The organism is Saccharicrinis fermentans DSM 9555 = JCM 21142 (assembly GCF_000517085.1).
Taxonomy (GTDB): domain Bacteria; phylum Bacteroidota; class Bacteroidia; order Bacteroidales; family Marinilabiliaceae; genus Saccharicrinis; species Saccharicrinis fermentans.
This window is the reverse complement of the sequence record NZ_KI912107.1, coordinates 3,949,578-3,974,704: the sequence shown is the minus strand read 5'-3', so window position 1 is coordinate 3,974,704 and position 25,127 is coordinate 3,949,578. Positions and strand designations below refer to the sequence as shown.

At 40.3% G+C, this 25,127-nt stretch carries 21 protein-coding genes; 12 read left to right on the top strand and 9 right to left on the bottom strand.

Going from position 1 to position 25,127, the window contains the following annotated elements; translation table 11 throughout:
* Window positions 1–13: 13 nt before the first annotated feature.
* From CYTFE_RS0116210 to cysS, 4 genes are all read right to left on the bottom strand, one after another.
* Complete coding sequence (locus CYTFE_RS0116210; protein ID WP_027472651.1) at window positions 14–2,167, bottom strand: S46 family peptidase; 2,154 nt, start codon at window positions 2,165–2,167, stop codon at window positions 14–16.
* Between the two features lie 122 nt (window positions 2,168–2,289).
* Window positions 2,290–2,910 carry a ribonuclease HII gene (locus tag CYTFE_RS0116205; RefSeq protein ID WP_044262853.1) on the bottom strand — a complete coding sequence of 207 codons (621 nt, stop codon included), beginning with the start codon at window positions 2,908–2,910 and terminating at the stop codon, window positions 2,290–2,292.
* 49 nt (window positions 2,911–2,959) lie between these two features.
* Window positions 2,960–3,946, bottom strand: coding sequence for a M28 family peptidase (locus tag CYTFE_RS0116200; RefSeq protein ID WP_044211925.1), 987 nt, complete (start codon window positions 3,944–3,946; stop codon window positions 2,960–2,962).
* Between the two features lie 26 nt (window positions 3,947–3,972).
* Window positions 3,973–5,445, bottom strand: a complete 1,473-nt coding sequence (gene cysS, locus CYTFE_RS0116195) for a cysteine--tRNA ligase (protein WP_027472648.1) — start codon at window positions 5,443–5,445, stop codon at window positions 3,973–3,975.
* Window positions 5,446–5,710: 265 nt separating this feature from the next.
* On the opposite strand from cysS, the gene CYTFE_RS28880 reads away from it, so the two are divergent.
* Entirely contained in the window at window positions 5,711–7,051 is a 1,341-nt protein-coding gene (locus CYTFE_RS28880) for a sensor histidine kinase (RefSeq protein ID WP_052343241.1), read from the top strand.
* A gap of 15 nt (window positions 7,052–7,066) precedes the next feature.
* On the opposite strand, the gene CYTFE_RS0116185 is transcribed toward CYTFE_RS28880, so the two are convergent.
* From CYTFE_RS0116185 to hisG, 5 genes are all read right to left on the bottom strand, one after another.
* Entirely contained in the window at window positions 7,067–8,287 is a 1,221-nt protein-coding gene (locus tag CYTFE_RS0116185; protein ID WP_027472647.1) for an alanine dehydrogenase, read from the bottom strand.
* 87 nt (window positions 8,288–8,374) lie between these two features.
* Window positions 8,375–9,502: a bifunctional histidinol-phosphatase/imidazoleglycerol-phosphate dehydratase HisB gene (gene hisB / locus CYTFE_RS0116180; protein WP_027472646.1), complete on the bottom strand. Its 1,128-nt coding sequence runs from the start codon at window positions 9,500–9,502 to the stop codon at window positions 8,375–8,377.
* A 22-nt stretch (window positions 9,503–9,524) separates the two neighbouring features.
* Entirely contained in the window at window positions 9,525–10,565 is a 1,041-nt protein-coding gene (gene hisC, locus CYTFE_RS0116175; RefSeq protein WP_027472645.1) for a histidinol-phosphate transaminase, read from the bottom strand.
* 36 nt (window positions 10,566–10,601) lie between these two features.
* The gene (hisD, locus tag CYTFE_RS0116170) at window positions 10,602–11,885 is read right to left on the bottom strand and encodes a histidinol dehydrogenase (protein ID WP_027472644.1); all 1,284 of its coding nucleotides are present in this window, start codon (window positions 11,883–11,885) and stop codon (window positions 10,602–10,604) included.
* 73 nt (window positions 11,886–11,958) lie between these two features.
* Window positions 11,959–12,816, bottom strand: a complete 858-nt coding sequence (gene hisG / locus CYTFE_RS0116165) for an ATP phosphoribosyltransferase (protein ID WP_027472643.1) — start codon at window positions 12,814–12,816, stop codon at window positions 11,959–11,961.
* Window positions 12,817–13,256: 440 nt separating this feature from the next.
* Here hisG and CYTFE_RS0116160 point away from each other — a divergent pair, with 440 nt between their 5' ends.
* From CYTFE_RS0116160 to CYTFE_RS0116110, 11 genes are all read left to right on the top strand, one after another.
* The gene (locus tag CYTFE_RS0116160; RefSeq protein WP_044211927.1) at window positions 13,257–14,207 is read left to right on the top strand and encodes a 4Fe-4S dicluster domain-containing protein; all 951 of its coding nucleotides are present in this window, start codon (window positions 13,257–13,259) and stop codon (window positions 14,205–14,207) included.
* Between the two features lie 16 nt (window positions 14,208–14,223).
* Entirely contained in the window at window positions 14,224–15,561 is a 1,338-nt protein-coding gene (gene nrfD, locus CYTFE_RS0116155; protein WP_044211929.1) for an NrfD/PsrC family molybdoenzyme membrane anchor subunit, read from the top strand.
* A 10-nt stretch (window positions 15,562–15,571) separates the two neighbouring features.
* A complete protein-coding gene (locus CYTFE_RS0116150) occupies window positions 15,572–16,501 on the top strand; it encodes a c-type cytochrome (RefSeq protein WP_161636204.1) in 930 nt (309 codons plus the stop codon).
* Window positions 16,502–16,512: 11 nt separating this feature from the next.
* A complete protein-coding gene (ccoS, locus tag CYTFE_RS0116145) occupies window positions 16,513–16,710 on the top strand; it encodes a cbb3-type cytochrome oxidase assembly protein CcoS (protein ID WP_027472639.1) in 198 nt (65 codons plus the stop codon).
* A gap of 20 nt (window positions 16,711–16,730) precedes the next feature.
* Complete coding sequence (gene ccoN, locus CYTFE_RS0116140) at window positions 16,731–18,890, top strand: cytochrome-c oxidase, cbb3-type subunit I (protein ID WP_027472638.1); 2,160 nt, start codon at window positions 16,731–16,733, stop codon at window positions 18,888–18,890.
* Window positions 18,891–18,988: 98 nt separating this feature from the next.
* The gene (locus tag CYTFE_RS0116135) at window positions 18,989–19,177 is read left to right on the top strand and encodes a hypothetical protein (protein WP_027472637.1); all 189 of its coding nucleotides are present in this window, start codon (window positions 18,989–18,991) and stop codon (window positions 19,175–19,177) included.
* A gap of 131 nt (window positions 19,178–19,308) precedes the next feature.
* The gene (locus CYTFE_RS26855) at window positions 19,309–19,893 is read left to right on the top strand and encodes a cbb3-type cytochrome c oxidase N-terminal domain-containing protein (protein ID WP_052343240.1); all 585 of its coding nucleotides are present in this window, start codon (window positions 19,309–19,311) and stop codon (window positions 19,891–19,893) included.
* A gap of 143 nt (window positions 19,894–20,036) precedes the next feature.
* Window positions 20,037–21,398, top strand: a complete 1,362-nt coding sequence (gene ccoG / locus CYTFE_RS0116125; RefSeq protein ID WP_027472636.1) for a cytochrome c oxidase accessory protein CcoG — start codon at window positions 20,037–20,039, stop codon at window positions 21,396–21,398.
* Between the two features lie 92 nt (window positions 21,399–21,490).
* Entirely contained in the window at window positions 21,491–21,931 is a 441-nt protein-coding gene (locus CYTFE_RS0116120) for a FixH family protein (RefSeq protein WP_027472635.1), read from the top strand.
* An 8-nt stretch (window positions 21,932–21,939) separates the two neighbouring features.
* A complete protein-coding gene (locus tag CYTFE_RS26850) occupies window positions 21,940–22,692 on the top strand; it encodes a sulfite exporter TauE/SafE family protein (protein WP_052343239.1) in 753 nt (250 codons plus the stop codon).
* A 17-nt stretch (window positions 22,693–22,709) separates the two neighbouring features.
* On the top strand, window positions 22,710–25,097 hold the full coding sequence (locus tag CYTFE_RS0116110; RefSeq protein WP_027472634.1) for a heavy metal translocating P-type ATPase: 2,388 nt from the start codon (window positions 22,710–22,712) through the stop codon (window positions 25,095–25,097).
* Window positions 25,098–25,127 lie beyond the last annotated feature (30 nt).

Genomic DNA, 25,127 nt, shown 5'->3' with positions numbered 1-25,127 from the left:
TTTTGGGATGTGATTATTTCACCAGCGTCATTTCATCTATTAGATTGGTTGCTCCCGCGTACTTATCAATGATGAAAAGTACATACCTGATGTCGACGTTAATACACTTCTGTAATTCCGTTTCAAAAGCAATATCTCCACTCATGGCTTCCCAGTTGCCATCAAAAGCCAAACCGAAAAGCTCACCGTTGGCGTTGATGACCGGACTACCCGAGTTACCACCTGTGATGTCGTTATCTGTTGTAAAGCAAACATGCATGGTTCCGTCCGCATCAGCGTATTGGCCATAATCTTTACTTTCATATAGATCCATTAGTTTAGCCGGCACTTCAAATTCAAAGTTTCCTGGCTGATATTTTTCCATCACACCGGTAAGTGTGGTGTAATGCTTATAGATAACAGCATCTTTGGGTTCGTAGTTACCTACCTTGCCATAGCTTAATCTCATGGTAAAGTTAGCGTCTGGATAGAATACTTTGTCTGATTTCATTTCCATCAAACCTTTTAAAAACAGTCTGTTGTTTTCTTCTTCCAGCGAATTGGCCGCGATCACTTTCCCGTATAACTTACGGTAGGTTTCAATCGTAGATTTGGCTGCGATAAACACAGGGTCTTTACGTAGCTTTTTCAGGTTGGGTGCTGCTAAAAAGGCCTCCAGATTTTCTTGGTTCACAAACACCGATTTGGCAAAGACAACATCTGCATATTTCTTAAAGTCTCCTTTGTATTTTTTTACAACTACATCTTTAAAAAAGTCAGGGTGATATTTTTCATTGATCTCGTCGTAGTACAACTTGAGCATAGCGGCGAACACCTTATGGTCTGTAGGTGCACTGTAATCCTTAAAGAACGCATCTAGTTCAGAGGCTATTTTTTTTGCTGTTGAAAGCGCTTTCTCTTGGTCATCACCTTCTAAGTCTTTTTCCAGTTTAAGTGTTTTGCTTCCCAAGGAAATGATTTCAGTTCCTCTGAGCATGCATTCTATCAAATAACTTTGGGCTTTTAAGTCGCCTGCTCTTTCGGCGTAGGCTTGTTTAAGGTTGCCTAATACTTTACCATATAGTTTAGTCCTTTCTGGTGAAGCAGCTACCCATTGTGCAAAATCTTTTTCAATTTCCCTTTTTTGAGCAACTACATTCAGTTTTTTGAGTCCGCGGTTCATACCAATACTGTTTTTCCAGTAGTTAGAACTGCGACTGAATTTAGAAGCGTATTGAATATTTATTTTTTCATCCGCCAGCATATCTTCTTGCCAAAGGTCTTGTTTCAGTCCGCGAGGAACAATGCGTGCGTCGTTCACAATATTCATTCGTTCTTCAATGCCCCAGGATGTAAGGTATCTGTTGGTACTTCCCGGATATCCAAGCGTCATGGCGAAGTCGTTAAGCTGAACCCCTTTTAATGAAATAGGTAGGTGGTGCTTAGGTTTTAAAGGTACATTATCCTTTGAGTAGGCAGCAGGTTTTCCGTCCTTGTCTGCATATACCCTAAACATACTAAAGTCACCTGTGTGACGAGGCCACATCCAGTTGTCTGTATCGAAACCGAATTTTCCGATAGAGGATGGAGGAGCACCAACGAAACGAATGTCGTTATACTTTTCATACTGTAATAGGAAATATTGGTTGCCTTCAAAGTAACTCTTTACTTCAATAGAATAATCGTTGTCTTTTTGTGCTTCCTTTTTTATAGCCTCTATATTATTTATTATTAGCTCGTTACGCTTAGATGTTTTGGTGTTGTCATCTATTCCTTCTAAAACTTTTGCGGTAACATCTTCCATTCTTTTAAGAAAGGTGATAGACAATCCTTCGGCAGGTAATTCCTGGTCAAGCGACTTGGCCCAAAAACCATCTTTAAGGTAGTTGTGATCCACAGAACTTAATGCTTGAATATTACCATACCCACAATGGTGGTTTGTCAAAATAAGTCCCTGGTCTGAAATGATCTCAGCAGTACAACCTCTGCCAAAAATCACAATAGCATCTTTTAAGCTTGAGTTGTTGACACTATAGATGTCTTCTGCTGTAAGCTTCAGACCCATGTCGTTCATCTTGTTCATATTTAGCTTCGAGATTAATGGAAGAAGCCACATTCCTTCATCTGCCTTGGCGGTTCCGGCGAAAGCCATCACAAAGGCGATGAATAAAACCGTTAGTTTTTTCATTCGTTATGTATTAATGTTATTGATAATTCAACAGGACAATGAGTTGGTTTACAACTAAAGGGCGAATATAATCATTTATTCAGAATAGAAACAATGATAATTATTACATATGTTGGGATGGGTTAAAGCTTAAGCTTTAATTGGGTATCCAGTAACTTAAATGTGAGTCGGTGATAGGGGCTTATACCAAGTTTCTCAATGCCTGCTCTGTGTGCTTTGGTGGGATATCCCTTGTTCTTTCTCCACTGGTATCCGGGGTATTGCTCATGTAATTGCTCCATCAATTCATCTCTATGTGTTTTGGCCAAGATACTAGCTGCCGCAATGGATAAATATTTCCCATCACCTTTTACGATACATGTATGTGGTATGTTTTTATAGGGTTTAAACTTATTGCCATCTATAAGAAGGTGCGCCGGGGTAATGTGTAGTTGTTCAACGGATCTCTGCATGGCAGTGATGGAGGCGTTGAGCACATTTATTTCGTCAACTTCCTTGTTGTCTACAATTGATACGGCCCAAGCCAGTGCTTCTTTTTCGATGATAGGTCGTAATTTCTCCCTTTGTTTTTCACTAAGTTGTTTGGAGTCATTAAGTAGTGGGTGGTCAAAGTTCTGGGGTAGTATGACGGCGGCAGCCACCACAGGGCCTGCCAGACAACCTCTGCCTGCCTCGTCGCACCCAGCTTCTACTTTGTCTTTGTGCAGATAGGGTTTTAGCTTACTTTTTTGTTTAACACTCATTTTCTATTGATCTTACTTCCTGAGCTGGTAGTTGATCAGTCCAGGCAGGTTATTGTTCGCTGTAAATAAATTCAAGAACAGTTTGTCCCACTGCCTTTAGTGTGTTCTTATCGATAATATCCATGTTGTCGTTATGTGTATGCCAATAACTGCCAAAGCTTGAATTTGTTGATGGGTCATACTGGATTACATCGATACAGGGAATGTTCAGGTGTTTGTTCACATACACATGGTCATCGGTGATGGCGCCTCCATCTTCAAAAATAAAATAGCTTCCATATCCTATTTTATGTGCTGTGTTCCACATTTTTTTCAAAATGCGGGGCGCAAAATATTTAGAGTTTATTTCCTGGTAAAATTTAGCATTGGATGCACCTACCATATCTAAAAGAATACCATAACGGGCATAATAATTTTTCACATGGGGGTTTTTTCCCCAGTGTTGTGATCCTAGACACCAAGTGTCTTGCTGAGGGTTTTGAATCTCTATGTGATCCGGATTGCCATAGTCCTCTGCGTCAAAAAAGATGATGTCTACACCAAAAGGTAAAGTGTTATTGTTTAGCTGTCGTGCAATCTCCAGTAATACGCCCACGCCACTGCCGCCGTCGTTGGCTCCTAGTATTGGTTCATTTCGTCGCTTCTCGTCGGGGTTATGATCAGCAAAGGGTCTGGAGTCCCAATGCGCAAAGAGTAATACACGGTCTTTGAGCTCCGGTTTATATTGTCCGATAATGTTCTTAGCCTTTAGTAAAGTGTTATCAAATGCAGTTAACTCTGCTTGTTGTATGATCACGTCAGCTCCGAAGCTCTTTAGCTTTTGTTCCAGATATTCGGCACATAAATCATGGGCTTCTGTGTTTGGAACACGTGGTCCAAAGTCAACTTGATGCTGAATGTATAAATAGGCAGAGTCAGCATCAAATGTTGGCGTTGTAATCACTGTTTTCTTCTTTTTGCTACCGTTGTTCTTGGCAGGTGAAAAATCGCAACTGGCAAAAATAACAATGGAAATAAGTAGTATATGTTTGACCATGAATTCTGATTGATTAAGTGTATATTTTATTTTAGTTCCCAGCTGGCACCGTCGCTACTGTCTTTAATGATAAAACCTAGATTGTTTAATTCGTCCCGGATCTTATCGGCCATGGCCCAATCTTTATTAGACTTGGCATCGTTACGCATGGTTAATAGTAGTTGCATAACGTTGTTGAGTTGATCGTTATTGTCTGTGTTTTGTGAGGATGTTACTTCCAGACCTAGTATTTCATGGACGAACAGATGCATAAAGGAAGTCAGCTCGTTCAAGTCGGACTGAGATATGGTATGGTTACCCGATAGCAGGTTATTGATGATTTTAACACCGTCGAATAAGTGAGCTATTAGGATGGGGCTGTTTAAGTCATCGAGAATGGCATTGTAGCATTTTTCTTTAAGAGAAGCAATATCCACATTGGAGCTATTGGAAGCTTTTATCTTGTCCAGATTGGATATGGCTTCCATTAGGCGGTTAAGTCCTTTTTCGGCAGCCAACAAGGCCTCATTGCCAAAGTCAAGTGTGCTGCGGTAGTGTGCTTGTAAAATAAAAAAGCGTATGGTCATGGGGCTGTAGGCCTTCTCCAGTTTGTCATGTTTACCGGTGAAAAATTGTTCCAGCGTAATAAAGTTACCCAGTGACTTACCCATTTTTTGTCCTTCAATGGTAATCATATTGTTGTGCATCCAATACTTGGCGGGGATGACGCCATTGGCAACGGTGCTTTGTGCTATCTCGCATTCATGGTGGGGGAACAGCAGATCCATGCCGCCTCCGTGAATATCAAATTGTTGACCTAAGTATTTTTTGCTCATGGCTGAACATTCCAAATGCCATCCAGGAAAGCCATTGCTCCATTCCGAAGGCCATCTCATTATATGTTCAGGAGCTGCTTTTTTCCATAACGCAAAATCAAGACCATCGCGTTTTTCGCTTTGTCCGTCAAGAGATCTGGTATTGTTAATCAGGTCTTCTACTTTTCGTCCAGATAATATACCGTAGGGGTACTTTTCATTGTATTTTTTCACATCAAAATAAACAGAACCATTGCTTTCGTATGCATAACCTTTGTCTATGATCGATTGGATCACCTGGATCTGCTCAATAATATGACCGGAAGCCTGAGGTTCAATGCTGGGACTTTTTACGTTCAGCATCTTCATGTAGTCGTGGTACCTGTTGGTATAGTGTTGTGCCACTTCCATTGGTTCCAGTTCATCAAGCTTGGCTTTTTTTGCAATTTTATCCTCTCCTTCGTCAGCATCATTTTCTAAATGACCAACGTCTGTGATGTTCCGCACATATCTAACCTTATATTCCAGGTGAGTCAGTAAGCGGGTTAGTAGGTCAAAAGTAATGGCCGGACGTGCATGTCCCAAGTGGGGATCGCCGTAAACGGTGGGTCCACATACATATAAGCCTACTCTCTGAGGTATTAGTGGTTTAAAAATCTCTTTCTCTCTGGAGAGTGTATTGTAAATATATAACTGGTTCTTCATTTCAATAATGGTTGCATTATTTGACCTCAAAATTACAAAAAACTACCTATTAGAATTCAAAAAGAAGCAATATATTAGCCTTATGGGTGTAGTGTTCTCATTATCAATTGGGTATTGTTAAAAGAGGATGTGGTAGAGATTGGATATTTCGAAGATGTATTGTTTTTAACGTTTGAAACGGGTTATTTATCAAAAAATTCTAGCCATTAGCGGAGCTTTTCATTTCTTTGGGTAACTATTCAGCAAGGATTTAGTAATTAGTAGTATGGCAAAGCAAAGTTATCAGGAATTTATAAGTCAACATTTAAAGTTAGATCATGATTTGGAATCGTGTATTTATGAGCTCTTTAACCCCAATAATGTCATGTTGGGGGATGATTTTTTTGTGGCGAGTGCATTGTCCATGTGCACTTATTTAAATGCTGACTACGCTTTTATTGCACGTATTAATCCAAGAGAGGAAACGTTGGAAATGCTGGCCAATTGCCATAAGGGTGAGATAGTTCAGGGTTCTGTGCTCCAGTGTGATGATGAGCCATGCAAGCAGGTGATTGCAGATAATATTGTTACTTATAAAGAAAGTGTTCGAGCGGCTTTCCCCGATAGTAAATTGTTGAAAGAATGCGAGGCTGAGGCTTTTTGTGGTGTGCCATTGTACAACGCTTCCCGTAAGCCGATTGGTGTTTTATTGACGTTGTATTCTCATAAGATTTCAGATGCAAAGAAAATAGAGACATTGATGTTTATGTATTCCTCTAAGGTTGGATCGGAGCTTGAGCACCGCGATAGGCAGCTGGAACTGCGTATGCATAATATGGAATTGTTGGTGTTCAAAGAAGAGCTTATTAGTAAGAATAGGGAGTTGGATCAGATAAATAATGAGCTTAAAAAGGTCACACTAAAGGCCGAGGAGGGCAATAAATTGAAATCCTCTTTTTTAGCGAACTTGAGTCATGAGATACGAACCCCCATGAACGCCATTATTGGGTTTACCGAACTTTTGAAATCAAATAATCTCAGTGTTGAAGAGAAAGATGAATATCTGAATATTATTTACCAAAATGGTAATCAATTGATGCGTGTGATGGATGCTTTAATTGATATCTCCAAACTGCAGGCCAAAGTTTATGTGGAGCAGAAACAAAGAGTGCGTGTGAATAAAATGGTTTCGGAGCTTCATCGGAATTATAGTCAGGAAATTAAGGCGATGAGGAAAGATATACGTATACTGATGCTGCCGGGAGCCGCGGATGGTATGGATATCTTGCATACACATAAGGAAGCTTTATGCAAAGTATTCGATCACTTAATAGATAATGCCATCAAGTTCACCCATCACGGAACTGTATATATTGGTTATACAGTGGGGGATGGTTGCTATGAGTTTTTTGTGAAGGATACCGGTGTGGGTATCGTGAAAGGACAGGAGGAGAATATTTTTGATTTATTCAGGCAAGGTGATGTGGAAAAATCACGAGAGTTCGGTGGTAACGGCATTGGTCTGTCCATTGTAAAAAAGTATGTTGAGATTATGGATGGCAGCGTTTGGGCCGAGTGCAACCAAAAAGAGGGTGCGCTCATTAAGTTTATTATTCCAATGAAATAAGTTGTATCTTTCGGCTTAAAAAGCAGCCATTAATAGGCCAATATCCTTAGATGGTAGTGAAAATGTTTCGCCAATATAATGATTGGTTAGAATGCCTTTGTACACGTAAATACCATGACTAAAGCCCGCATTTTCTTTGATGATATTATTGATATTTCCGGCTTCGGCCATTTGTAATATCATAGGAGCAAAGATATTACTTAGTGCGATGGTTGCTGTTCGAGCCACATGAGAGGCCACGTTGGGTACGCAATAGTGGATGACTCCATGCTTGATAAATACAGGGTGAGCGAAGTCAGTGCAGATGGATGATTCAAAACATCCTCCTTGTCCCATGCTAAGGTCAATTAGTACAGAACCTTGTTTCATCTTTGATACCTGGTCTTCGGTTACCATATAACTTAGGCCCGACTGCAGATAACGAAGGTTTCCAATGACGGCGTCGGCCGACTTTAAGGCTTTGGTAAGTGCTTTGGGGTATAATACCGAGGTAAAAATACGTTGCCCTATATGAAGTTGTAATTCCCTTAAGTTCTTAAAGGAATTGTCGAAAACTTTCACAGTAGCACCGAGACCCAAGGCAGCCCGTGCGGCACTCTCGCCCGCGGTACCAGCGCCTAAAATAACTACTTCGGCAGGAGATACCCCTGTAATGCCTCCCAATAATACGCCTTTCCCGTTATGGGCTTTGCTTAGGTATTCGCTGGCAATCATAATGGATGCTGCACCTTCTATCTCGCTCATGCTGCGGGTTACCGGATAGTACCCGTTGTTGTCTTTGATGAGTTCAAAAGCAATGGCGTTTACTTTTTTACTCAACATTTTTTTGATGAGCTCGCGTGATTGTTGATGGAGCTGAACCAGAGAAATAATCGTTTGCCCAGGAGATAACAAGTCTAGCTCCTCATCAGTAAAGGGAGATATTTTAAGTACTATTTCTGCTTTGAATATTTCGCTATTGTTTTTGACAATGCATGCTCCACATTCCGCAAAGTCCTGATCGGATAAGTTCGCTGCCTGACCAGCTCCGGACTCAAATAATACGGTATGACCATTTTCTACCAACAACTCAATTCCTTGGGGGGTCAGCGCAAGACGATTTTCAAATTTAGATTTCTCCTTAGGCATCCCTATGGTGAGTTTTTTACCCGTCTTTTTTACTTCTAACATTTCTTCCTGTGGCATCAAACCTGTGCTATACAGCGGAAAATTTGACTTGTCACCTATACTTGCCATTTACACCAATTAATCAGAACAACATTTATTGGGAAAGTTAATAATTATTTCTTGAATAATATAATAGCTTTAAAAAAGTGTGTCTTGTTAAAGTGCTCCCTTAGTGCTGGGTAGGGTATTGTTAAAGACATCTTTTTTAATGGCCATTTTCAATGCTCTGGCCAGGGCTTTAAAGATTCCTTCTATTTTATGATGTTCGTTGTCTCCTTTGGCTTGTATTTGAAGATTGCTTAAAGAGGCATCTGAAAAGCTCTTAAAAAAATGCAAAAACATTTCGCTTGGCATGTCACCTACTTTTTCTCGTTTAAAATCGGCCTCCCATACCAGCCATGGTCGTCCTCCAAAATCAAGTGTCACCAAAGCCAAGCAGTCATCCATTGGCAGACAATAGCCATAGCGTTCTATTCCTCTTTTGTCTCCAAGCGCTTCTTTAAAAGCTTGACCTAAAGCCAGGGCTGTATCTTCAATTGTGTGGTGCTCATCTACGTGCAAATCGCCATTGACTTTTATGCTTAAATCGCAGCCAGAATGCTTGCCAATTTGTTCTAACATATGGTCAAAAAAATGTAAGCCAGTTGATATGTTGCATTGGCCTGATCCATCAAGATTGAGCTGAATATCAATTTCTGTTTCTGATGTTTTACGGCTTACATGGGCTGTTCTTTCTTTTGCAAATAAAAATTGGGTAATCTCGTCCCAGTTAGTGGTACATAGTGCGCAGATGTCTTTTAGCCCTTGTGATTCAATTTCTTTGTGCGCATTATCGTGATTCTTTAGAAAAATAGCTTTACAACCCATGTTTTTGGCTAGTAGAACATCTGTCATTCGGTCCCCAATAACATATGAGTTGGCCATGTCGTAAGACTCATCAAAGTATTTGGTAAGCATGGCTGTGCCGGGCTTCCTTCTTGGAGAATTTTCTTCCGGTAATGAGGGATCTATGAAAACCTCGTCAAATAGAATGCCTTCTCCCTTGAGGGTGTTCATCATTTTATTTTGCGCTGGCCAAAAGGTGTTTTCAGGGAACGAAGCAGTGCCCAGTCCATCTTGATTGGTGACCATAGCTAGTTCAAAATCTAGGTCATTGGCAATTTTGTGCAGGTTGGTAATCACCTTAGGATAGAAGGCTAGTTTTTCAAGGCTATCCACTTGAAAATCGGTTGGTGGTTCTTCTATGATTGTTCCGTCGCGGTCAATAAAAAGTACTCGTTGCATTTATTTTGAAGTATTAAAATCGTTATTTATTTTGATATTGATCCAGTGCAGCATACAGTGCATTGTTTTCTTCTTTTGATCCAATGGTTACCCTTAAACAGCCTTCGCAAAGTGAAACAGTTGAGCGATCCCTGACAATAACACCCTGGTCTACTAAAAAGTTGTATATCTCTTTGGGGGCTGTTGTTTTTATTAAAAGGTAATTGGCGTCAGAGGGAAATATCTTTTGAATAAAGGGATATTGCTTCATCTTTAAGGACATTTGTTCTTTTTGTCTTAGTAGTTCCTGAACCCATGTGTTTTTATCATCCGCTTTCTCTAGTAATTGTAGTGCAGTTTGTTGTGTGAGTATATTAATGTTGTATGGGTATTTGATATGGTTAAATATGTGGATGATTTCTGGAGATGTGAATGCCATGCCTAAGCGGATTCCGGCCATGCCCCACGCCTTGCTGAATGTTTGTAGGATGATGAGGTTTGGATATTTCGCTAAATGTGGTAGAAAACTCTTTTCTGGCGCAAAGTCAATGTAGGCTTCGTCTAGTACCACTATCCCATTAAATTTATCCAATAGACTGAGGATGTCTGTTGCGGGAAAACAATTGCCAGTGGGATTATTGGGAGAACAGATAAATAATATTTTTGAATTTTGATCTGCGGCAGCCAGTAGGCCATCTACATCCAGTTGGAATTCTTTGGTGAGCTTAACTTTGCGTATCTCAATGTTATTGATGTCGGCAGCTACCTGGTACATGCCATAGGTTGGGTCTATGGATATAACATTGTCGATTCCTGGTTCACAAAAGGACCTGAATGTAAGGTCTATGGCTTCATCGCTTCCATTGCCCAAGAAGATGTGTTCGGCTTCAATGTCTTTAAGCTCTCCTATTTTTTTCTTGAGCTTGCGTTGATAAGGATCCGGATAGCGGTTGTAAGGTTTGTTAAAAGGGTTTTCGTTGGCATCCAAAAAGATGGCTTGTTCGCCTGAAAATTCATCCCTGGCTGATGAATATGGACGAAGGGACTTTATATTGGGGCGGATTAATTGTTCTATTGTTTTCATGTGTTCGAAAATTAGCAAATAGCTGACATTTATATGTTATTTCAAAGTGTTTAATCGGATGGTGACAGCATTTTTATGGGCATCCAATTGCTCTGTAGCTGCCATTTCTTCAATGGCTGGGCCGATGTTTTTTAATCCTTGGGGTGTGATTTTCTGAAATGTTATTTTTTTGATGTAGCTATCGAGGTTAACCCCACTATATGCTTTTGCGTAACCGTGTGTTGGCAGTGTGTGGTTGGTGCCAGATGCGTAGTCGCCTGCACTCTCGGGCGTATAATTGCCTATGAATACCGAACCTGCATTGGTGATTTTATTGGCTACTTCATCGTCGTCACGCATGGCTATTATCAGGTGCTCAGGAGCGTACATATTGGTCATTTCAATCATCTCTTGTTGGTTGGATAATAGTATGATGCGACTGTTTTGTAAGGCTTTTTCTGCAATTTCCTTTCTGGATAATTCTTTAAGTTGATTGTCCAGTTCTATTTGAATTTGAGGAATCAGTTGTGGGCTGTTGGTGATCAGGATGACTTGACTATCTACGCCATGTTCAGCTTGACTCAGAAGGTCAGAGGCAACAAAAGCAGCATTGGCTGATTCGTCAGCCAGTACTTCTACTTCAGAAGGACCTGCGGGCATGTCTATGGCCACATCTTTTAAGCTAACTAGTTGTTTGGCTGCGGTTACGTAGCTGTTTCCTGGGCCAAAAATTTTATCCACTTTAGGAATGCTCTCGGTACCGTAAGCCATTGCTCCGATGGCTTGTACACCACCTAGTTTAAATATGTTGGTGACTCCAATCAATGAGGCGGTAAATAATATGGCAGGGTGAATTTTACCTTCTTTGTTGGGAGGCGTACAAAGGACGATTTCTTTACATCCGGCAATGATGGCAGGAAGTGCCAGCATTAATACTGTAGAGAAGAGTGGAGCAGTGCCCCCGGGGACATATAGACCTACCTTCTCAATGGCAACACTTTTTTGACGGCAAATAACGCCTGGCATTGTCTCTACCACCTTTTCGGGTGATATTTGTGCTTGGTGAAATTTTTCGATATTTAGCTTGGCTGTATGGATGGCTTGCTTTAATTTGGAGGAAACCTGCAAGCATGCTTCCTCAGTTTCTTTTTGAGATACTAAAAGGTTTTCGGCAGCAAAGCCGTCAAATTTCTCAGAGTATGCTTTGGCTGCTTTTTCGCCGTTCTCTTTGATGTCGGTCAGAATGCCTTGAACGGTCTGGAACAAGGTGCTCAAATCATTCTCGGGACGTTGAAGTAGCTGCGCCCAATCGCTCTTTTGTGGATATTCAAATACCTGCATGTGATAGAATTAGTACGGGCTGAGTATAAATATACCCAGCCTGAATTATTTAAATCTTGTTTCTAAATGGGTGTTACAGTATCATTTTTTCAATGGGAAAAGTTAAGATACCCTCTGCACCATTGTCCTTTAACTTACCAATGATCTCCCAAAATTGTTTTTCGGAAATCACAGAGTGAATAGAGCTCCATCCCTCTTGGGCCAATGGTAATACTGTGGGACTCTTCATTCCGGGGAGTACCTTAACAATTTCATCCACCTTGTCGTTGGGTGCATTTAATAGGATGTATTTGTTGGAGCTAGCTGCCATTACCGCATTGATACGGAATAGTAGCTCCTGAAGCAATGCCTTTTTTTCGTCGGACATGTCTTCAGCTTGTACCAGAAGTGCTTCGGACTGCATGACTACCTCTACCTCTTTTAATCTATTCGCTACCAATGTACTGCCTGAGCTTACTATGTCAAAGATACCGTCGGCTAAGCCGATGCCAGGAGCTATTTCCACTGATCCTGCTATCTCGTGTATGTTGGCACTGATATTTTTTTCGGCAAAGTATTTTTTTAGAATAACCGGGTAAGAAGTTGCTACTTTTTTACCCTGAAAATATTCCAGTCCAGGGTACTCATCGGCTTTGGGGATGGCCAATGATATCCTACACTTACTAAAGCCCAGTCTTTTGGCAATCGTTAGTTTGAAATCTTTTTCTTCTACTTCATTTTCACCTACCACACCAATGTCCGCTACTTTATCTGCGATGGTTTGAGGAATATCATCATCACGCAAAAACAAAACTTCTATGGGAAAGTTAGGCGATTGTGCCACTAGTTTTCCACTTCCTATGTTGAATTTTATGCCAGCTTCTTTTAAAAGCTTCATCGAATCGTCGTGTAATCTTCCTTTTTTCTGTAAGGCAATTCTTAATTTCTCCATTTTATTTTAGTCTTTTTAGATAATAGATGTGAGACATCATGTTGGGGTATAAGTCAGCTCAGATCTAGAACACAATTATTATTATCAAAAAAAAAGAGGGCTTCCCATGCGGTAAGCCCTCTTATATTATTATTTATCACAACAATCCCGGACCACCTATGGTAGGTTAAAATGATGCCCGTGATGATGTGTGAATTTTATCATTGTTTTTTATTGAATCGATACAAAATTAAATGTAATATTTTAAAATCCAAATATAAGTTGGCTAATTAATGTTAATTTATCATTGCAAAGGACCTTATGTTTATTCAGATTAGGTATAAATTGATGTCTATAGTGAATTGTTAAAAAATATTGAACTATTTTAAAAATTGAAATTTATATATTCGGCATTGCAATACTTAAATAGGTGGTAGTAACTTAAAACATAAACTTATATCATGAATTCTGATCAGTTGAAAAAAAATGAGCCGGCCAAATCAACCGGTAAAAATTCCAGAAGGGATTTTATGCGTAAGCTTGGGTTAATAGGAGCTGCTGCCACAACAGGGGCAGTTGCTTCTGGCTTCACATCTCAGCGTACTCCCGAAGAAGAGTATGTGAAGGTGATGACATCCGACAACAAATTAGTTGAAATACCTAAATCGCAGGTTAAAGAAGTAAAGCTGGATACGGAGGCTTTACAGTCGCGTGGAAGGTTAGGGATCGCAGGCAAGAGGTGGGTGATGGTAATTGACTTGGCCAAATGCAGGAATGCCCGGGAGTGTATTAAGGGGTGTCAGGAACATCACCACTTACATCCTTACCAATATCATATCAATACTTTGGTGATGCAGGATAATCCGCAATCGGCTCCCTATAATATGCCAAAGCCTTGTATGCATTGTGATAATCCGCCATGTGTATCTGTTTGCCCTGTGGATGCAACCTTTAAGCGTCAGGATGGTATTGTGCTTATTGATAATGAGCGTTGTATTGGATGTAGGTTTTGCATGGCAGCCTGTCCGTATTCTGTTCGTGTATTTAACTGGGAAGAGCCTTTTCAAGCGCAGCTTTATGAAGCGCAGCCCATGGAGTATGATGTGGAAGCAAATATTCCGCAGAAAAAAGGAACCATTACAAAATGTTTGTTTAGTGCAGACTGTCTTCGTGGAGGCGATCTGCCTACCTGCGTGCGTTCGTGTCCCAACGAGGTGTTTTATTTTGGTGATGAAAATGAAAACGCTGTAACCAACGGAACAACGCGTGAAACAGTAGTCCTAAGTGAGTTGCTTGAGAAAAATGCAGGGTACAGGTTGATGGAGGAGCTGGGTACGAAACCGCGTGTATATTACTTACCTCCTAAGGATAGGGTTTTTGAAGCCCCAGAGAAACCGGATCATCATAGCTAATCATTAAACCCAGAATATGTCCGAACATAATATTAAGATTAATAAAGAAAAGCTTGATAAAATAGCAGAAGATGTGCTTAAGCCGGTTGGTTTTAATAATGCGTACATCAATTGGATGTTATTTTTGACTGTGGCCTTAATGGCCTGTATCTATGCCTATGTTATTCAGTACCGAGAGGGATTGATCGTAACGGGTATGCGCGATATGGTAAGTTGGGGGATGTACATTGCCAACTTTGTGTTTTTTGTAGCCACCGCTTTGGTAGGTATGCTTATTAGTGGTGTGATAGGTTTGCTGGGGTATACGTGGATCAAGCCCATTACCCGAATAGCCGAAATGATAGCAGTGGCTTTTGCTGCCGTAGCCGGACTGGTGATTGTTTCTGATATGGGGCGGCCAGAAAGGTTGCACCATGTGTTTTTATACGGAAGGGTGCAGTCACCTATTCTTTGGGATGTAACAGTAGTGACAACCTATTTGGTCATCAGTACCTTGTTGTATATGCTTCCATTGATTCCTGATTTAGCTATTGCGCGTGGGAGAATGAAAAATGCTCCTCAATGGATGTTGAAATTATATAAAATTCTATCCTTTAATTGGACCCACCATCCCAAACAGTACCAATTACTTTTTAAGGCCACCCGTTTACTGATTATTTTAGTGATACCCACAGCCTTTGCTATTCATACGGTTACCTCATGGTTGTTGGCGGTAAATTCGCGTAGTGGCTGGGATAGTACCATCTTTGGTCCTTATTTTTTAACAGGGGCATTTGTAACGGGTATGGGAGCAGTTATCATCGCTGTTTTCTTTTTTAGGAATAACTATAAGTTGAGAAGTTATCTTGATGAGCCTTTATTTGATAAAATGGGGAAGTTATTGGAGTTTGTATGTGTGGTATATTTTTATTTTAACCTGAACGAGTTTGTGGTGCCTGCCTATAAAATGAAGGAGTTTGATGCGATTCATATTCATGAGTTATTCTTGGGTAAGCACGCTTTGATGTTCTGGTTTTGTCAAATCTGTGGGTTGATTGTTCCTATGATTGTGCTTTTGTGGAAGCCTTTCCGTAAACCGGTACCCTTGTTCGTTATTTCTTTGTTTGTGTTGGTAGGGGCCTGGTTCAAACGTTATATTATTGTGATTCCTACTATGGAGCATCCGTTTTTACCTGTGCAAAATTTGCCCAATGAGTGGGTTGTATATCAACCAACTGTTATTGAAAGTGCTGTAACAATAGGTTCTATCATCATGGGTATCATGATTATTTCGGTACTGGCAAAGCTCTTTCCTGTTATCCCAATTTGGGAAATGGCCGAAGAAGATGAAGAAACAAAGTCTAAAATCATTTAATAGCAGTACAATGAACAAGTATTATTTAATCGTAGTTATTTGTGTTTGTGCTGTGTTAAAATCATCAGCGCAAAGCTCTTGGCTAGTTCCGCAGGAGCAAAAAGAAAAGTTAAGTCTGGTTGAGTTTACCGATGCCATGAGAGCTTCTGGTAAAGAAGTGTTTTCTGTTAAGTGTACCGCTTGTCATGGGATGCCGGGTGAGGGTACTTTTAATGCCTTGCTGAATCCTTCTCCTGGAGATCCTGCGTCTGAAAAGTTTCAGATGAATACCGACGGTGCTCTTTTTTACAAGATAAGTGAGGGGCGGGTAACCATGCCTTCATTTAAGAATGCCTTGAGTAAGGCCGACATTTGGAATGTGATCGCTTATTTGCGCAGCTTTAATCCTGTCTATGTGCAGGAAACAGCCGAAAAAATTGAAACCAATATTGCTCCGGGAACAGTCTTGTCATTGGGGATATCTTTTGATGAGTCAAAGAAAGCTGTGGCGGTTCAGTTAGTCGGATCCTTAGAGGGTGAAAAAAATAGCATCGGTGGGGTCGGCATAAAATTGATGGCCAAAAGATATTTTGGAAATCTGAATATTGGAGATGTTAAGCGCACGAATAAAGAAGGTTTGTCTTATTTTTCATGGGATCATTCTTTGCCGGGTGATTCATTGGGTAATGTGCAGCTGGTAGCCCAGGTGGATCAGGCAGAGGTGTATGGGGATGTGAAAACTGAAGTGACGCTACCTATTGCGCAGGTGACCAATAAGCCGCCTTTGAATAAGGATCGGGCCATGTGGAATACGGTTAAGAAAGCACCCATATGGATTATTGTTGGGTATACAGGCGGTGTTGTAACGGTTTGGTTCTTTATTTTTTATGTGCTCTTTATAATGAAAAAAGTGTTTGCTTTGGGTAAAGAGCCCATTACAGAAGAGGAAAAAGTTATTTAAAATAAATAGTCATGAACATACTTTATTTATTGGTCGGGGTTAGCTTGTTGGCAGCACTGTTTTTTTTAGGGCTGTTTGTGTGGGCTGTTAAGTCGGGGCAGTATGAAGATATGTTCTCCCCATCGGTTCGTATTTTGTTTGATGATGATGATCATTCCCGGAGCGATGAAACCAGTGACGAGAAAAATGACATTGAAAAGAATAAATAGTAACCCTATTGCATAGAATAATGGAGATACAAAAATTTAAATACGACAACGCGATTGTTAAAAATTTTACGATTGCAACAATAGTGTGGGGAGTGGTGGCTTTAACAGTTGGCTTGCTGGCTGCTTTACAGTTGGCCTGGCCTGCTTTTAATCTGGGACTGGAGTATACATCTTTCGGAAGGGTGCGTCCCGTGCATACCAATGCAGTGATATTTGCTTTTATAGGTAATGCCATGTTTGCAGGTATTTATTATTCGCTGCAACGTGTACTGAAAGCACGATTGTTTAATGATATTATCAGTAAGGTTCATTTTTGGAGCTGGCAGCTGATTATCGTTTTAGCGGCGGTTACCTTGCTCCTGGGTTTTACTACAGGTAAAGAGTATGCCGAGCTGGAATGGCCCATTGATATATTAATTGCTGTTTCTTGGGTGTTGTTTGGATGGAACATGATAGGAACCATTATCAAACGCAGGGTTAAGCATATTTATGCTGCCGTGTGGTGGTATCTGGCTACTTTCTTAGGGGTGGCAGTTTTGCATATTGTCAATTCTGTTGAAATACCGGTTTCTTTGTTAAAGAGTTACCCGGTATATGCTGGTGCTCAGGATGCCTTGGTGCAGTGGTGGTATGGACATAATGCGGTGGCCTTTTTTCTAACAACACCATGGTTGGGTTTGATGTATTATTATCTTCCTAAGGCTTCTAACAGACCTATCTACTCTTATCAATTGTCCATAATACATTTTTGGACCCTGATATTTTTGTATATGTGGACAGGACCACATCATTTGTTGTATAATGCATTGCCTGACTGGCTTCAGGCTTTGGGTGTTACCTTTTCAATCATGTTGATTGCTCCTTCGTGGGGAGGTATGATCAATGGCTTGTTGACACTTCGTGGGGCGTGGGATGCTGTTCGTGATCGCGCTGACCTTAAGTTTATGGTGGTGGCATTGATAGCCTATGGTATGGCTACCTTTGAAGGTCCTATGATGGCGCTTAAAACGGTGAACTCCATTAGTCACTTTACAGATTGGACCGTGGCCCATACTCATATTGCCGGAATGGGGTGGAATGGAGGTCTTATTTTTGGAATGATGTATTGGCTCGTGCCGCGATTATTTAAAACAAAGTTATACTCTAGTAAGTTGGCCAATGCTCACTTCTGGATAGCTACATTAGGCATTTTGTTGTTCGCAATCCCTTTGTATTGGGCTGCCATCACGCAATGGTTAATGCTCAAAGAGTATACCCCAACAGGTTCTCTTGCTTATCCTAACTTTTTAGAAACGACCATTCAGATTTTACCCATGTACGCATTTCGGGTTGTAGGCGGGGTGTTGTTTTTTACGGGTTTCTTACTTTTCTTATTTAATATTGTCAAAACCATGGCCATTGGAAAAATGGAAGCCAACGAAGATTCAGAGGCTCCTGCTTTGGTGAATCCTCAAAAGAGAAACGTGGCCGGGGAAACAGTGCATAGATGGCTGGAGCGGCGTGGCGTTCGATTCTCCATTTTCGTATTTATTGCGGTAGCTATTGGTGGTGCTGTGGAGATAATACCACTCTTAAGTGTTGAATCCAATATTCCCAAAATAGAGGCTGTAAAGCCATATACTCCTCTGGAGTTGACGGGTAGAGATATTTATATATCTAATGGTTGTTACAATTGTCATTCGCAACAAATAAGACCTTTGAGATGGGAGACGGATCGTTATGGTGAGTATTCCAAGATTGGAGAGTTTGTGTATGATCATCCTTTTCAATGGGGTTCGCGAAGGACAGGGCCTGATTTGGCTAGGGCTGGATATTTGGGAGACGTGTCTATTGGTGGATCTACTACTTATAAAACGGCGGTATGGCATTATAACCACTTTATGAAACCCCTGGAAATGAATCCACAAACCATCATGCCAGCCTATCCGTGGTTAGCCGAAAATGATGTGGTACTGGATCTGATTCCTAAGAAAATTAAAGTGATGAAAACATTGGGTGTTCCCTATGCGGATGGCTTTGAGGAACTTGCCATTAATGATTATATGAAGCAGGCCAATGGAATTGTGCAGGAACTGAAAGCTTCCGGTGTAGAAGTAGAGCCTAATAAGGAGGTTGTTGCTTTAATTGCTTATTTGCATAAGTTGGGTAAGGATATTTCAGGCGTGGATGAGGATGAATAGTATGCTTAGAATGTGGGTAGGCGCATAGCTTGTGAGTCATCCTTATGCATGTAAGCCTCTGATGTGAAGGCAATGTTGTTTATTAAGTATTAGAAGTTATGGGATTTGTAAGTGAAGTATTAAAAGATGTGGATGGTATTCAATGGTACTATATTATTGGAATATCTATTTTTATCATCTTGTTTGTCATTATAGTTTACAGAACTGTGCGTACTCCAAAATCTAAACTTGTGCAATACAAAAACGCGATTTTAGAGGATGAGGAGGATCTTGAAGATGACATGTGAAATGCCAAAAGTGAAGGAGTTTGAAGAGTTTCCTGAATACCCGGAGACGAACTGGATTCAAGCACGTTGTTTTTGTTGATGACCGATTTATCGTACCAGGAAATATAAGAAATTAAACCAATTGAATTACAATGAGCCAAGATAACAATAATAAGCCCCAAGAATTTCATGATGATATTGAGTCTCATGATTATGATGGAATTAAAGAACAAAACAATCCCGCACCATTTTGGATAACACTTTTGTTTTTGGTGACCGTAGGTTTTTCTTTGTTCTATTTTGTTCATTATTTTGGATATCCGGGAAACAAACGGGATCAAGCTAGTGAATATGAAAAATCGCTTGCTGCGTTTGAGGAGAAGCAAGCTGCTATACAGGCTGCCAATAAAGAGAGTATGCCGCAGCTGAGTAAAGCCGAAATGGTTGAAAAAGGAAAAGCTCTTTTTGTAAAGAATGCCTGTATGGCCTGTCATGGTGCTAACGGAGAAGGAAATAATATAGGGCCTAATTTAACGGATGAATTCTGGCTGAACGGTTGTAGTGAGGAAGACCTGATGCATATAATAGCCAATGGTAAGCCTACCAAAGGGATGACGCCTTACAAAAGCATGATGCAGGAAGAAGAAATTAAGTATGTAGCCAACTATATATTAAATGAGCTGGTGGGGTCTTCACCTGCTAACCCTAAGGACCCACAGGGTGTAAAATGTAATTAGTTTTTGCAAGAAAACTTAAAATACTGCGTTATTCTCATTTTTTGAAACGGTAGTTTTCTTGCAGTCACTAATTAGTGCATAATTTTTTAGTATGTAATATACTGGCTGAATGTTATTAGTATGGTTTGTATTTAAAGTAGCCCATGACATCGAAACAGAATAAGACATTTAGGGAGCGCCCGGATAATATTGATGAACACGGTAAAAGAAAGCGGATAAAGGCCCGACAACCTAAGGGTAAATGGTATACTCGTAGAACCATTGTAGCTTTTTCTTTGTTGCTGTTTTTTGTTCTTGCACCCATTATAAAAGTGGGGGGCAATCCTTTTATGTTGTTGGATATTGTTCATAGGAAGTTTCACCTGATGGGGGCCACTGTATATTCTCAGGATGGTGATATTATGGCCATTGTAATGGCTACTGTTGTTGTTTTTGTAGTTCTTTTTACGGTTGTCTTTGGTCGCTTTTGGTGTGGCTGGGCATGTCCGCATACTGTTTTTATGGAAATGATATTTCGTAGAATCGAATATCTGTTTCATGGAAATTATCAAAGGGGGAGACGAAGTAAGTTTCCGGGTAGAGTTGCGCTTGCTTTAAAGCATGTGATTTATTTTGTGGTTGTGCTCTTTTTTACCAATGTGTTTATCATGTGGTTTACAGGTCTCTCTGGTTTGATACTCATCTGGAAGAGTCCCTTGATTGATTATTGGCAAGTGTATGCTGCCATGTTGGTGGTAACTGTTTTTTACTATTGGATATATGCATATGTGCGTGAAAGTGTTTGTACCTTGTTTTGCCCTTATGGTCGGATGCAAGGGGTGTTGATGGATGCTAAAACAATAACTGTAGCATATGATTATAAAAGGGGAGAGCCACGTAGGTTAAAAGGTGATTGTGTTGATTGTGGGGGATGTGTGGTGGTTTGCCCTACTGGTATTGATATTAGAAACGGAACACAGCTGGAGTGTGTTAACTGTACGGCCTGTATTGATGAGTGCAATATTATTATGAAAAGGATGAAGCGAGCACCTAATTTAATTCGCTTTGCTTCTAATTATAGTATTGAAACCGGGAAAAGCAGTATTAAAAACTTAAGGACTTTTGCTTATAGTGCTGTGTTGCTTGTTCTTTTGTCGGCACTTGTGGTGTCCTTATGGGGTAGAACCGAAGTGGATGCTTCTTTGTTGCGCATGCCCGGAACCATGTATCAGGAGGTGAGTGTAGATAGTATCTCTAATATTTATCAACTGAAAATTGTTAATAAAACAGAAGGTGTTAAAAATATCAGATTAAAATTTTTAAAACCAAAGAATAGTGCTTTCTTCCTGTCGGAATATCCCATTGTGTTATCTGAGGATGGTAGTTTTGATGGTGTTATTGTACTTAAGAGAGCTAGGTTTGATATGAAGAAGGGAAATGCACCTGTGGAGCTGGGAATTTATGATGAGGAAAGAATGCTGGAAACAACAAAGGCAACTTTTATAGGTCCCAAGCCGGGTAGTTAATCATTGCTTATGGTTTGTTTTTACATGCGTTGGGTGTGGGGGCAATGAGCTAGGTTGTTTGTTGATGGATGATAAATACTTAATAGAATAATATGAAATTTAATTGGGGACATGGAATCATCGTTTTCTTTGTGATTTTTTTTACATGGATCATTTCTTTTGTGATCTTTACTTTAGGAGAGAATAATGATCTGGTTACTAAAGATTATTATCGACAAGGGGCTGAATATGGATTAACAATGAAAATCAATAAACGTTCTGTGATTTACCAGGATAGTGTTTCTGTTGTTAATGTAGATGACGGAGCATTGGTGATTTTGGCGGCCAGTGTGGCCAATCTTCCATATGATAAAACCGTTTATTTTTATCGACCTTCGGGTAAAGAAGATGATGTTACCTTGCTGCTTGCTCAAGGAGAAAGGGAATTAATGGTGCCGGACGGTGACCTAAAAAAAGGTAGGTACCAGGTGTCGATATCCTGGGTGGGGGATGGTAAAAAGTACAAGGTGTCAAAAGATTTTGTAGTCAGATAAATTCAGATATGGAGATAATATTGTCAGGCTTTGTTTTAGGTATAATGGGGAGTTTGCATTGTGCAGGTATGTGTGGACCTATTGCCCTTAGTTTACCTTTGTATGGTAAGGGAGTCCTTACCAAAGTTACGGGTGGTGTATTGTATAATATGGGCAGAACTGTCACCTATGGATTGATGGGAGCGGTTTTTGGCTTAATAGGACAAGGGCTTTCGTTGGTGGGTTTTCAGCAATGGATTTCGGTTGTCATGGGGGCATTGATGATTATATCGGTATTACTACCTTCTTTGTTTAAAAAAGTAAAGGGCGGGAATATTCCTTTAGCAGGATGGGTGCGTAAAGGCATTCAAAAGCTTTTTATGAAAAAATCATTTGGGCGGCTTTTTTTTATTGGCTTGCTAAATGGTCTCTTGCCTTGTGGACTGGTTTATCTGGCAATTGCGGGTGCTATTGGAACGGGTGATGTGGGTACCGGTACTTTGTTTATGATATTGTTTGGATTGGGAACACTTCCGCTGATGTTGGGTATTTCTTTATTGGGCGATATGGTTAGTGTAAGCCTTCGTAAGAAAATGAATAAGGCCATTCCTGTACTGGTGGTGGTCATTGGTGTTTTGTTTGTAATGCGTGGCTTAAGTTTGGGAATCCCGTATTTGAGTCCGCCGGAAAAAATGTTGCACCCTAAGGCTCATGTTGAACATGTGCAGGGGGATCAAGAGGATGCGGTACAGAATTCCTGTTGTCATGCAGAAGATGAGTAATTAACAGAGGGGTATAGATGTCAAATAATAATTGTGTTCATTGCGGTGCCGATTGCGGTAAGGTGCCAACGGAATGGCAAGGAAAGCGATTTTGTTGCAACGGCTGCTTGTCTGTTTATCAGCTGTTAAATGATAGTCAGATGCAACAGTATTACGCGTTTCAACAACAACCGGGTATTCGATTAGATGAAGCCCCTCATTTAAGTAAGTATGCTTATCTGGATAAGGAGGAAGTGAAGGAAAAGTTGTATGAGTTTTTTGATAATGGTATAGCTAAAGTTACTTTCTATATTCCATCTATCCACTGTGCTTCGTGTATATGGCTGTTGGAGCACTTGAATAAATTAAACCCGGGGGTGAGTTATGGCGCTGTTAATTTTGTGCAAAAAAAATACACGGTTAGCTTCAATACCCATATTATTTCCCTGCGGCAACTGGTGGAATTATTGGTCTCTATTCATTATGTTCCGGATATATCGTTGCAGAACCTTGAAGAAAATGATGAGGGTAAGGTGCAGGATAAGAAGTTGTTGTATAAGATTGGGGTGGCCGGATTTGTGTTTGGTAATGTAATGCTCTATAGTTTACCTGAGTATTTTAATGGCGGAACCATTGAAGGATCTTTTGGTACTTTTTTGTATTATTTGATGTATGCTTTAACTTTTCCCTTGGTGTTTTATAGTGGTAGTGACTACCTTATTTCGGCAGCTAAAAACCTGTTAAAAGGCATTGTAAATATTGATTTGCCAATCGCAATTGGAGTGTTGGCCTTGTTTTTTGTTACCAGTTACGAAGTCATTACTGGACGCGGCCCTGGCTATTCCGACAGTCTCTCAGGTTTTATGTTTTTTTTATTGCTGGGGAGATGGTATCAGAGTAAGACCTATCAAGCCTTGGCATTTGATCGTGATTATAAATCGTATTTCCCCATAGCGGTAACGCGTGTGAACGGATCGGAGGAAAGTATTCTTCTGAAAGATGTGAAAGAGGGGGATCGCTTATTGATAAGAAATAAAGAATTGATACCGGCCGATTCGGTTTTGTTGGATGGAACGGCATTGGTTGATTATAGCTTCGTTACCGGAGAGTCGGCTCCTGTGTTAAAAAAGAAAGGTGACTTTTTGTATGCGGGAGGTGTGCAAACGGGAGGCGCCATTACTATTTGTGTAACAAAAGAAGTGGCTCAGAGTCATCTTACCCAATTATGGAATCAAAATAAAAAAGATGATATTTCATCTAAATCACTTACTTCTATCGTAGATAGAATCAGTGGAAGATTTACTTTGGCGGTTATCTTTATTGCGTTGGCTGGTTTTGGCGCTTGGTTGTATTTGGATAGCTTTAAGTCTGCCTTATTGGTATTGACTTCGGTGCTGATTGTGGCTTGTCCATGTGCATTGGCTCTTTCTATTCCTTTTACTTTTGGAAGTGCCATGCGGATTTTTGGAGAACAGGGTTTTTATATTAAAAATGCTGATGTTATAGAACGCTTAACACATATAGATACGATTGTCTTTGATAAAACAGGGACTTTAACAAAACCGGAGGAAAACAATGTGACTTTTGTTGGACTTGATCTGCGTCCAGATGAGTTGTCCAAGGCTGTTTCGTTGGCCAGGCAGTCAACTCACCCCCTGAGTAATGCCATCAGTACTTTTTATTCCGATGTAAAGGTATATGAAACAGTGGGCTATACCGAAGTTTCGGGAAGAGGTATATTTTCAACAATTGATGGTGAGCGTGTTAAGTTGGGTGCGTTGGAGTATGTTGATGAAGGGCGCGATTTGAATATTAAAGCGGCTGCTTCTTCGGTTTATTTATCCATTGACGGAAAAATGAAGGGTTATTTTAAGATTGGGAATAAATATCGACCAGGGATAGAGAATGTGATTCATACCCTTAAAAGTAAGTATCGTCTGTATTTGCTGTCTGGCGATAATGATGGGGAGAAAGAAAATTTAAGGGATATGTTTGATGATGATAAAATGTTTTTTAATCAGAAGCCCCAGGATAAAATGAATTTTGTGGCCGAATTGAAACAAAGGGGTAACGCTGTGTTGATGACTGGTGATGGTTTAAATGATGCCGGTGCCTTTTTAAATAGCGATGTGGCGCTCTCTCTGGCTGATGATATCTACCATTTTTCTCCCGCCGGAGATGCAATCTTGGATGCTTCTAGGTTTATGAATTTTCATCAGTATATTCGTTTTGCACAAAAAAGTTTGACGGTTGTTAAGCAAAGTTTTTTAATTTCGTTTTTTTATAATGCCATAGGTTTAGGTTTTGCGATTAGTGGAAACTTGTCACCTGTTGTTGCTGCCATATTAATGCCTGTAAGTTCAATTTCGGTGGTGCTTTTTACAACATTTCGTACGCGTATGGCAGGCGCCAAAATTTTAAAATAAAGTAAAAGTGTTATTGTTGTTGAGATGATA

Coding starts and splice junctions, on each gene's coding strand:
- CYTFE_RS0116210 (WP_027472651.1), bottom strand. CDS start 2,167: ATGAAAAAACTAACGGTTTTATTCATCGCCTTTGTGATGGCTTTCGCC.
- CYTFE_RS0116205 (WP_044262853.1), bottom strand. CDS start 2,910: ATGAGTGTTAAACAAAAAAGTAAGCTAAAACCCTATCTGCACAAAGAC.
- CYTFE_RS0116200 (WP_044211925.1), bottom strand. CDS start 3,946: ATGGTCAAACATATACTACTTATTTCCATTGTTATTTTTGCCAGTTGC.
- cysS (WP_027472648.1), bottom strand. CDS start 5,445: ATGAAGAACCAGTTATATATTTACAATACACTCTCCAGAGAGAAAGAG.
- CYTFE_RS28880 (WP_052343241.1), top strand. CDS start 5,711: ATGGCAAAGCAAAGTTATCAGGAATTTATAAGTCAACATTTAAAGTTA.
- CYTFE_RS0116185 (WP_027472647.1), bottom strand. CDS start 8,287: ATGGCAAGTATAGGTGACAAGTCAAATTTTCCGCTGTATAGCACAGGT.
- hisB (WP_027472646.1), bottom strand. CDS start 9,502: ATGCAACGAGTACTTTTTATTGACCGCGACGGAACAATCATAGAAGAA.
- hisC (WP_027472645.1), bottom strand. CDS start 10,565: ATGAAAACAATAGAACAATTAATCCGCCCCAATATAAAGTCCCTTCGT.
- hisD (WP_027472644.1), bottom strand. CDS start 11,885: ATGCAGGTATTTGAATATCCACAAAAGAGCGATTGGGCGCAGCTACTT.
- hisG (WP_027472643.1), bottom strand. CDS start 12,816: ATGGAGAAATTAAGAATTGCCTTACAGAAAAAAGGAAGATTACACGAC.
- CYTFE_RS0116160 (WP_044211927.1), top strand. CDS start 13,257: ATGAATTCTGATCAGTTGAAAAAAAATGAGCCGGCCAAATCAACCGGT.
- nrfD (WP_044211929.1), top strand. CDS start 14,224: ATGTCCGAACATAATATTAAGATTAATAAAGAAAAGCTTGATAAAATA.
- CYTFE_RS0116150 (WP_161636204.1), top strand. CDS start 15,572: ATGAACAAGTATTATTTAATCGTAGTTATTTGTGTTTGTGCTGTGTTA.
- ccoS (WP_027472639.1), top strand. CDS start 16,513: ATGAACATACTTTATTTATTGGTCGGGGTTAGCTTGTTGGCAGCACTG.
- ccoN (WP_027472638.1), top strand. CDS start 16,731: ATGGAGATACAAAAATTTAAATACGACAACGCGATTGTTAAAAATTTT.
- CYTFE_RS0116135 (WP_027472637.1), top strand. CDS start 18,989: ATGGGATTTGTAAGTGAAGTATTAAAAGATGTGGATGGTATTCAATGG.
- CYTFE_RS26855 (WP_052343240.1), top strand. CDS start 19,309: ATGAGCCAAGATAACAATAATAAGCCCCAAGAATTTCATGATGATATT.
- ccoG (WP_027472636.1), top strand. CDS start 20,037: ATGACATCGAAACAGAATAAGACATTTAGGGAGCGCCCGGATAATATT.
- CYTFE_RS0116120 (WP_027472635.1), top strand. CDS start 21,491: ATGAAATTTAATTGGGGACATGGAATCATCGTTTTCTTTGTGATTTTT.
- CYTFE_RS26850 (WP_052343239.1), top strand. CDS start 21,940: ATGGAGATAATATTGTCAGGCTTTGTTTTAGGTATAATGGGGAGTTTG.
- CYTFE_RS0116110 (WP_027472634.1), top strand. CDS start 22,710: ATGTCAAATAATAATTGTGTTCATTGCGGTGCCGATTGCGGTAAGGTG.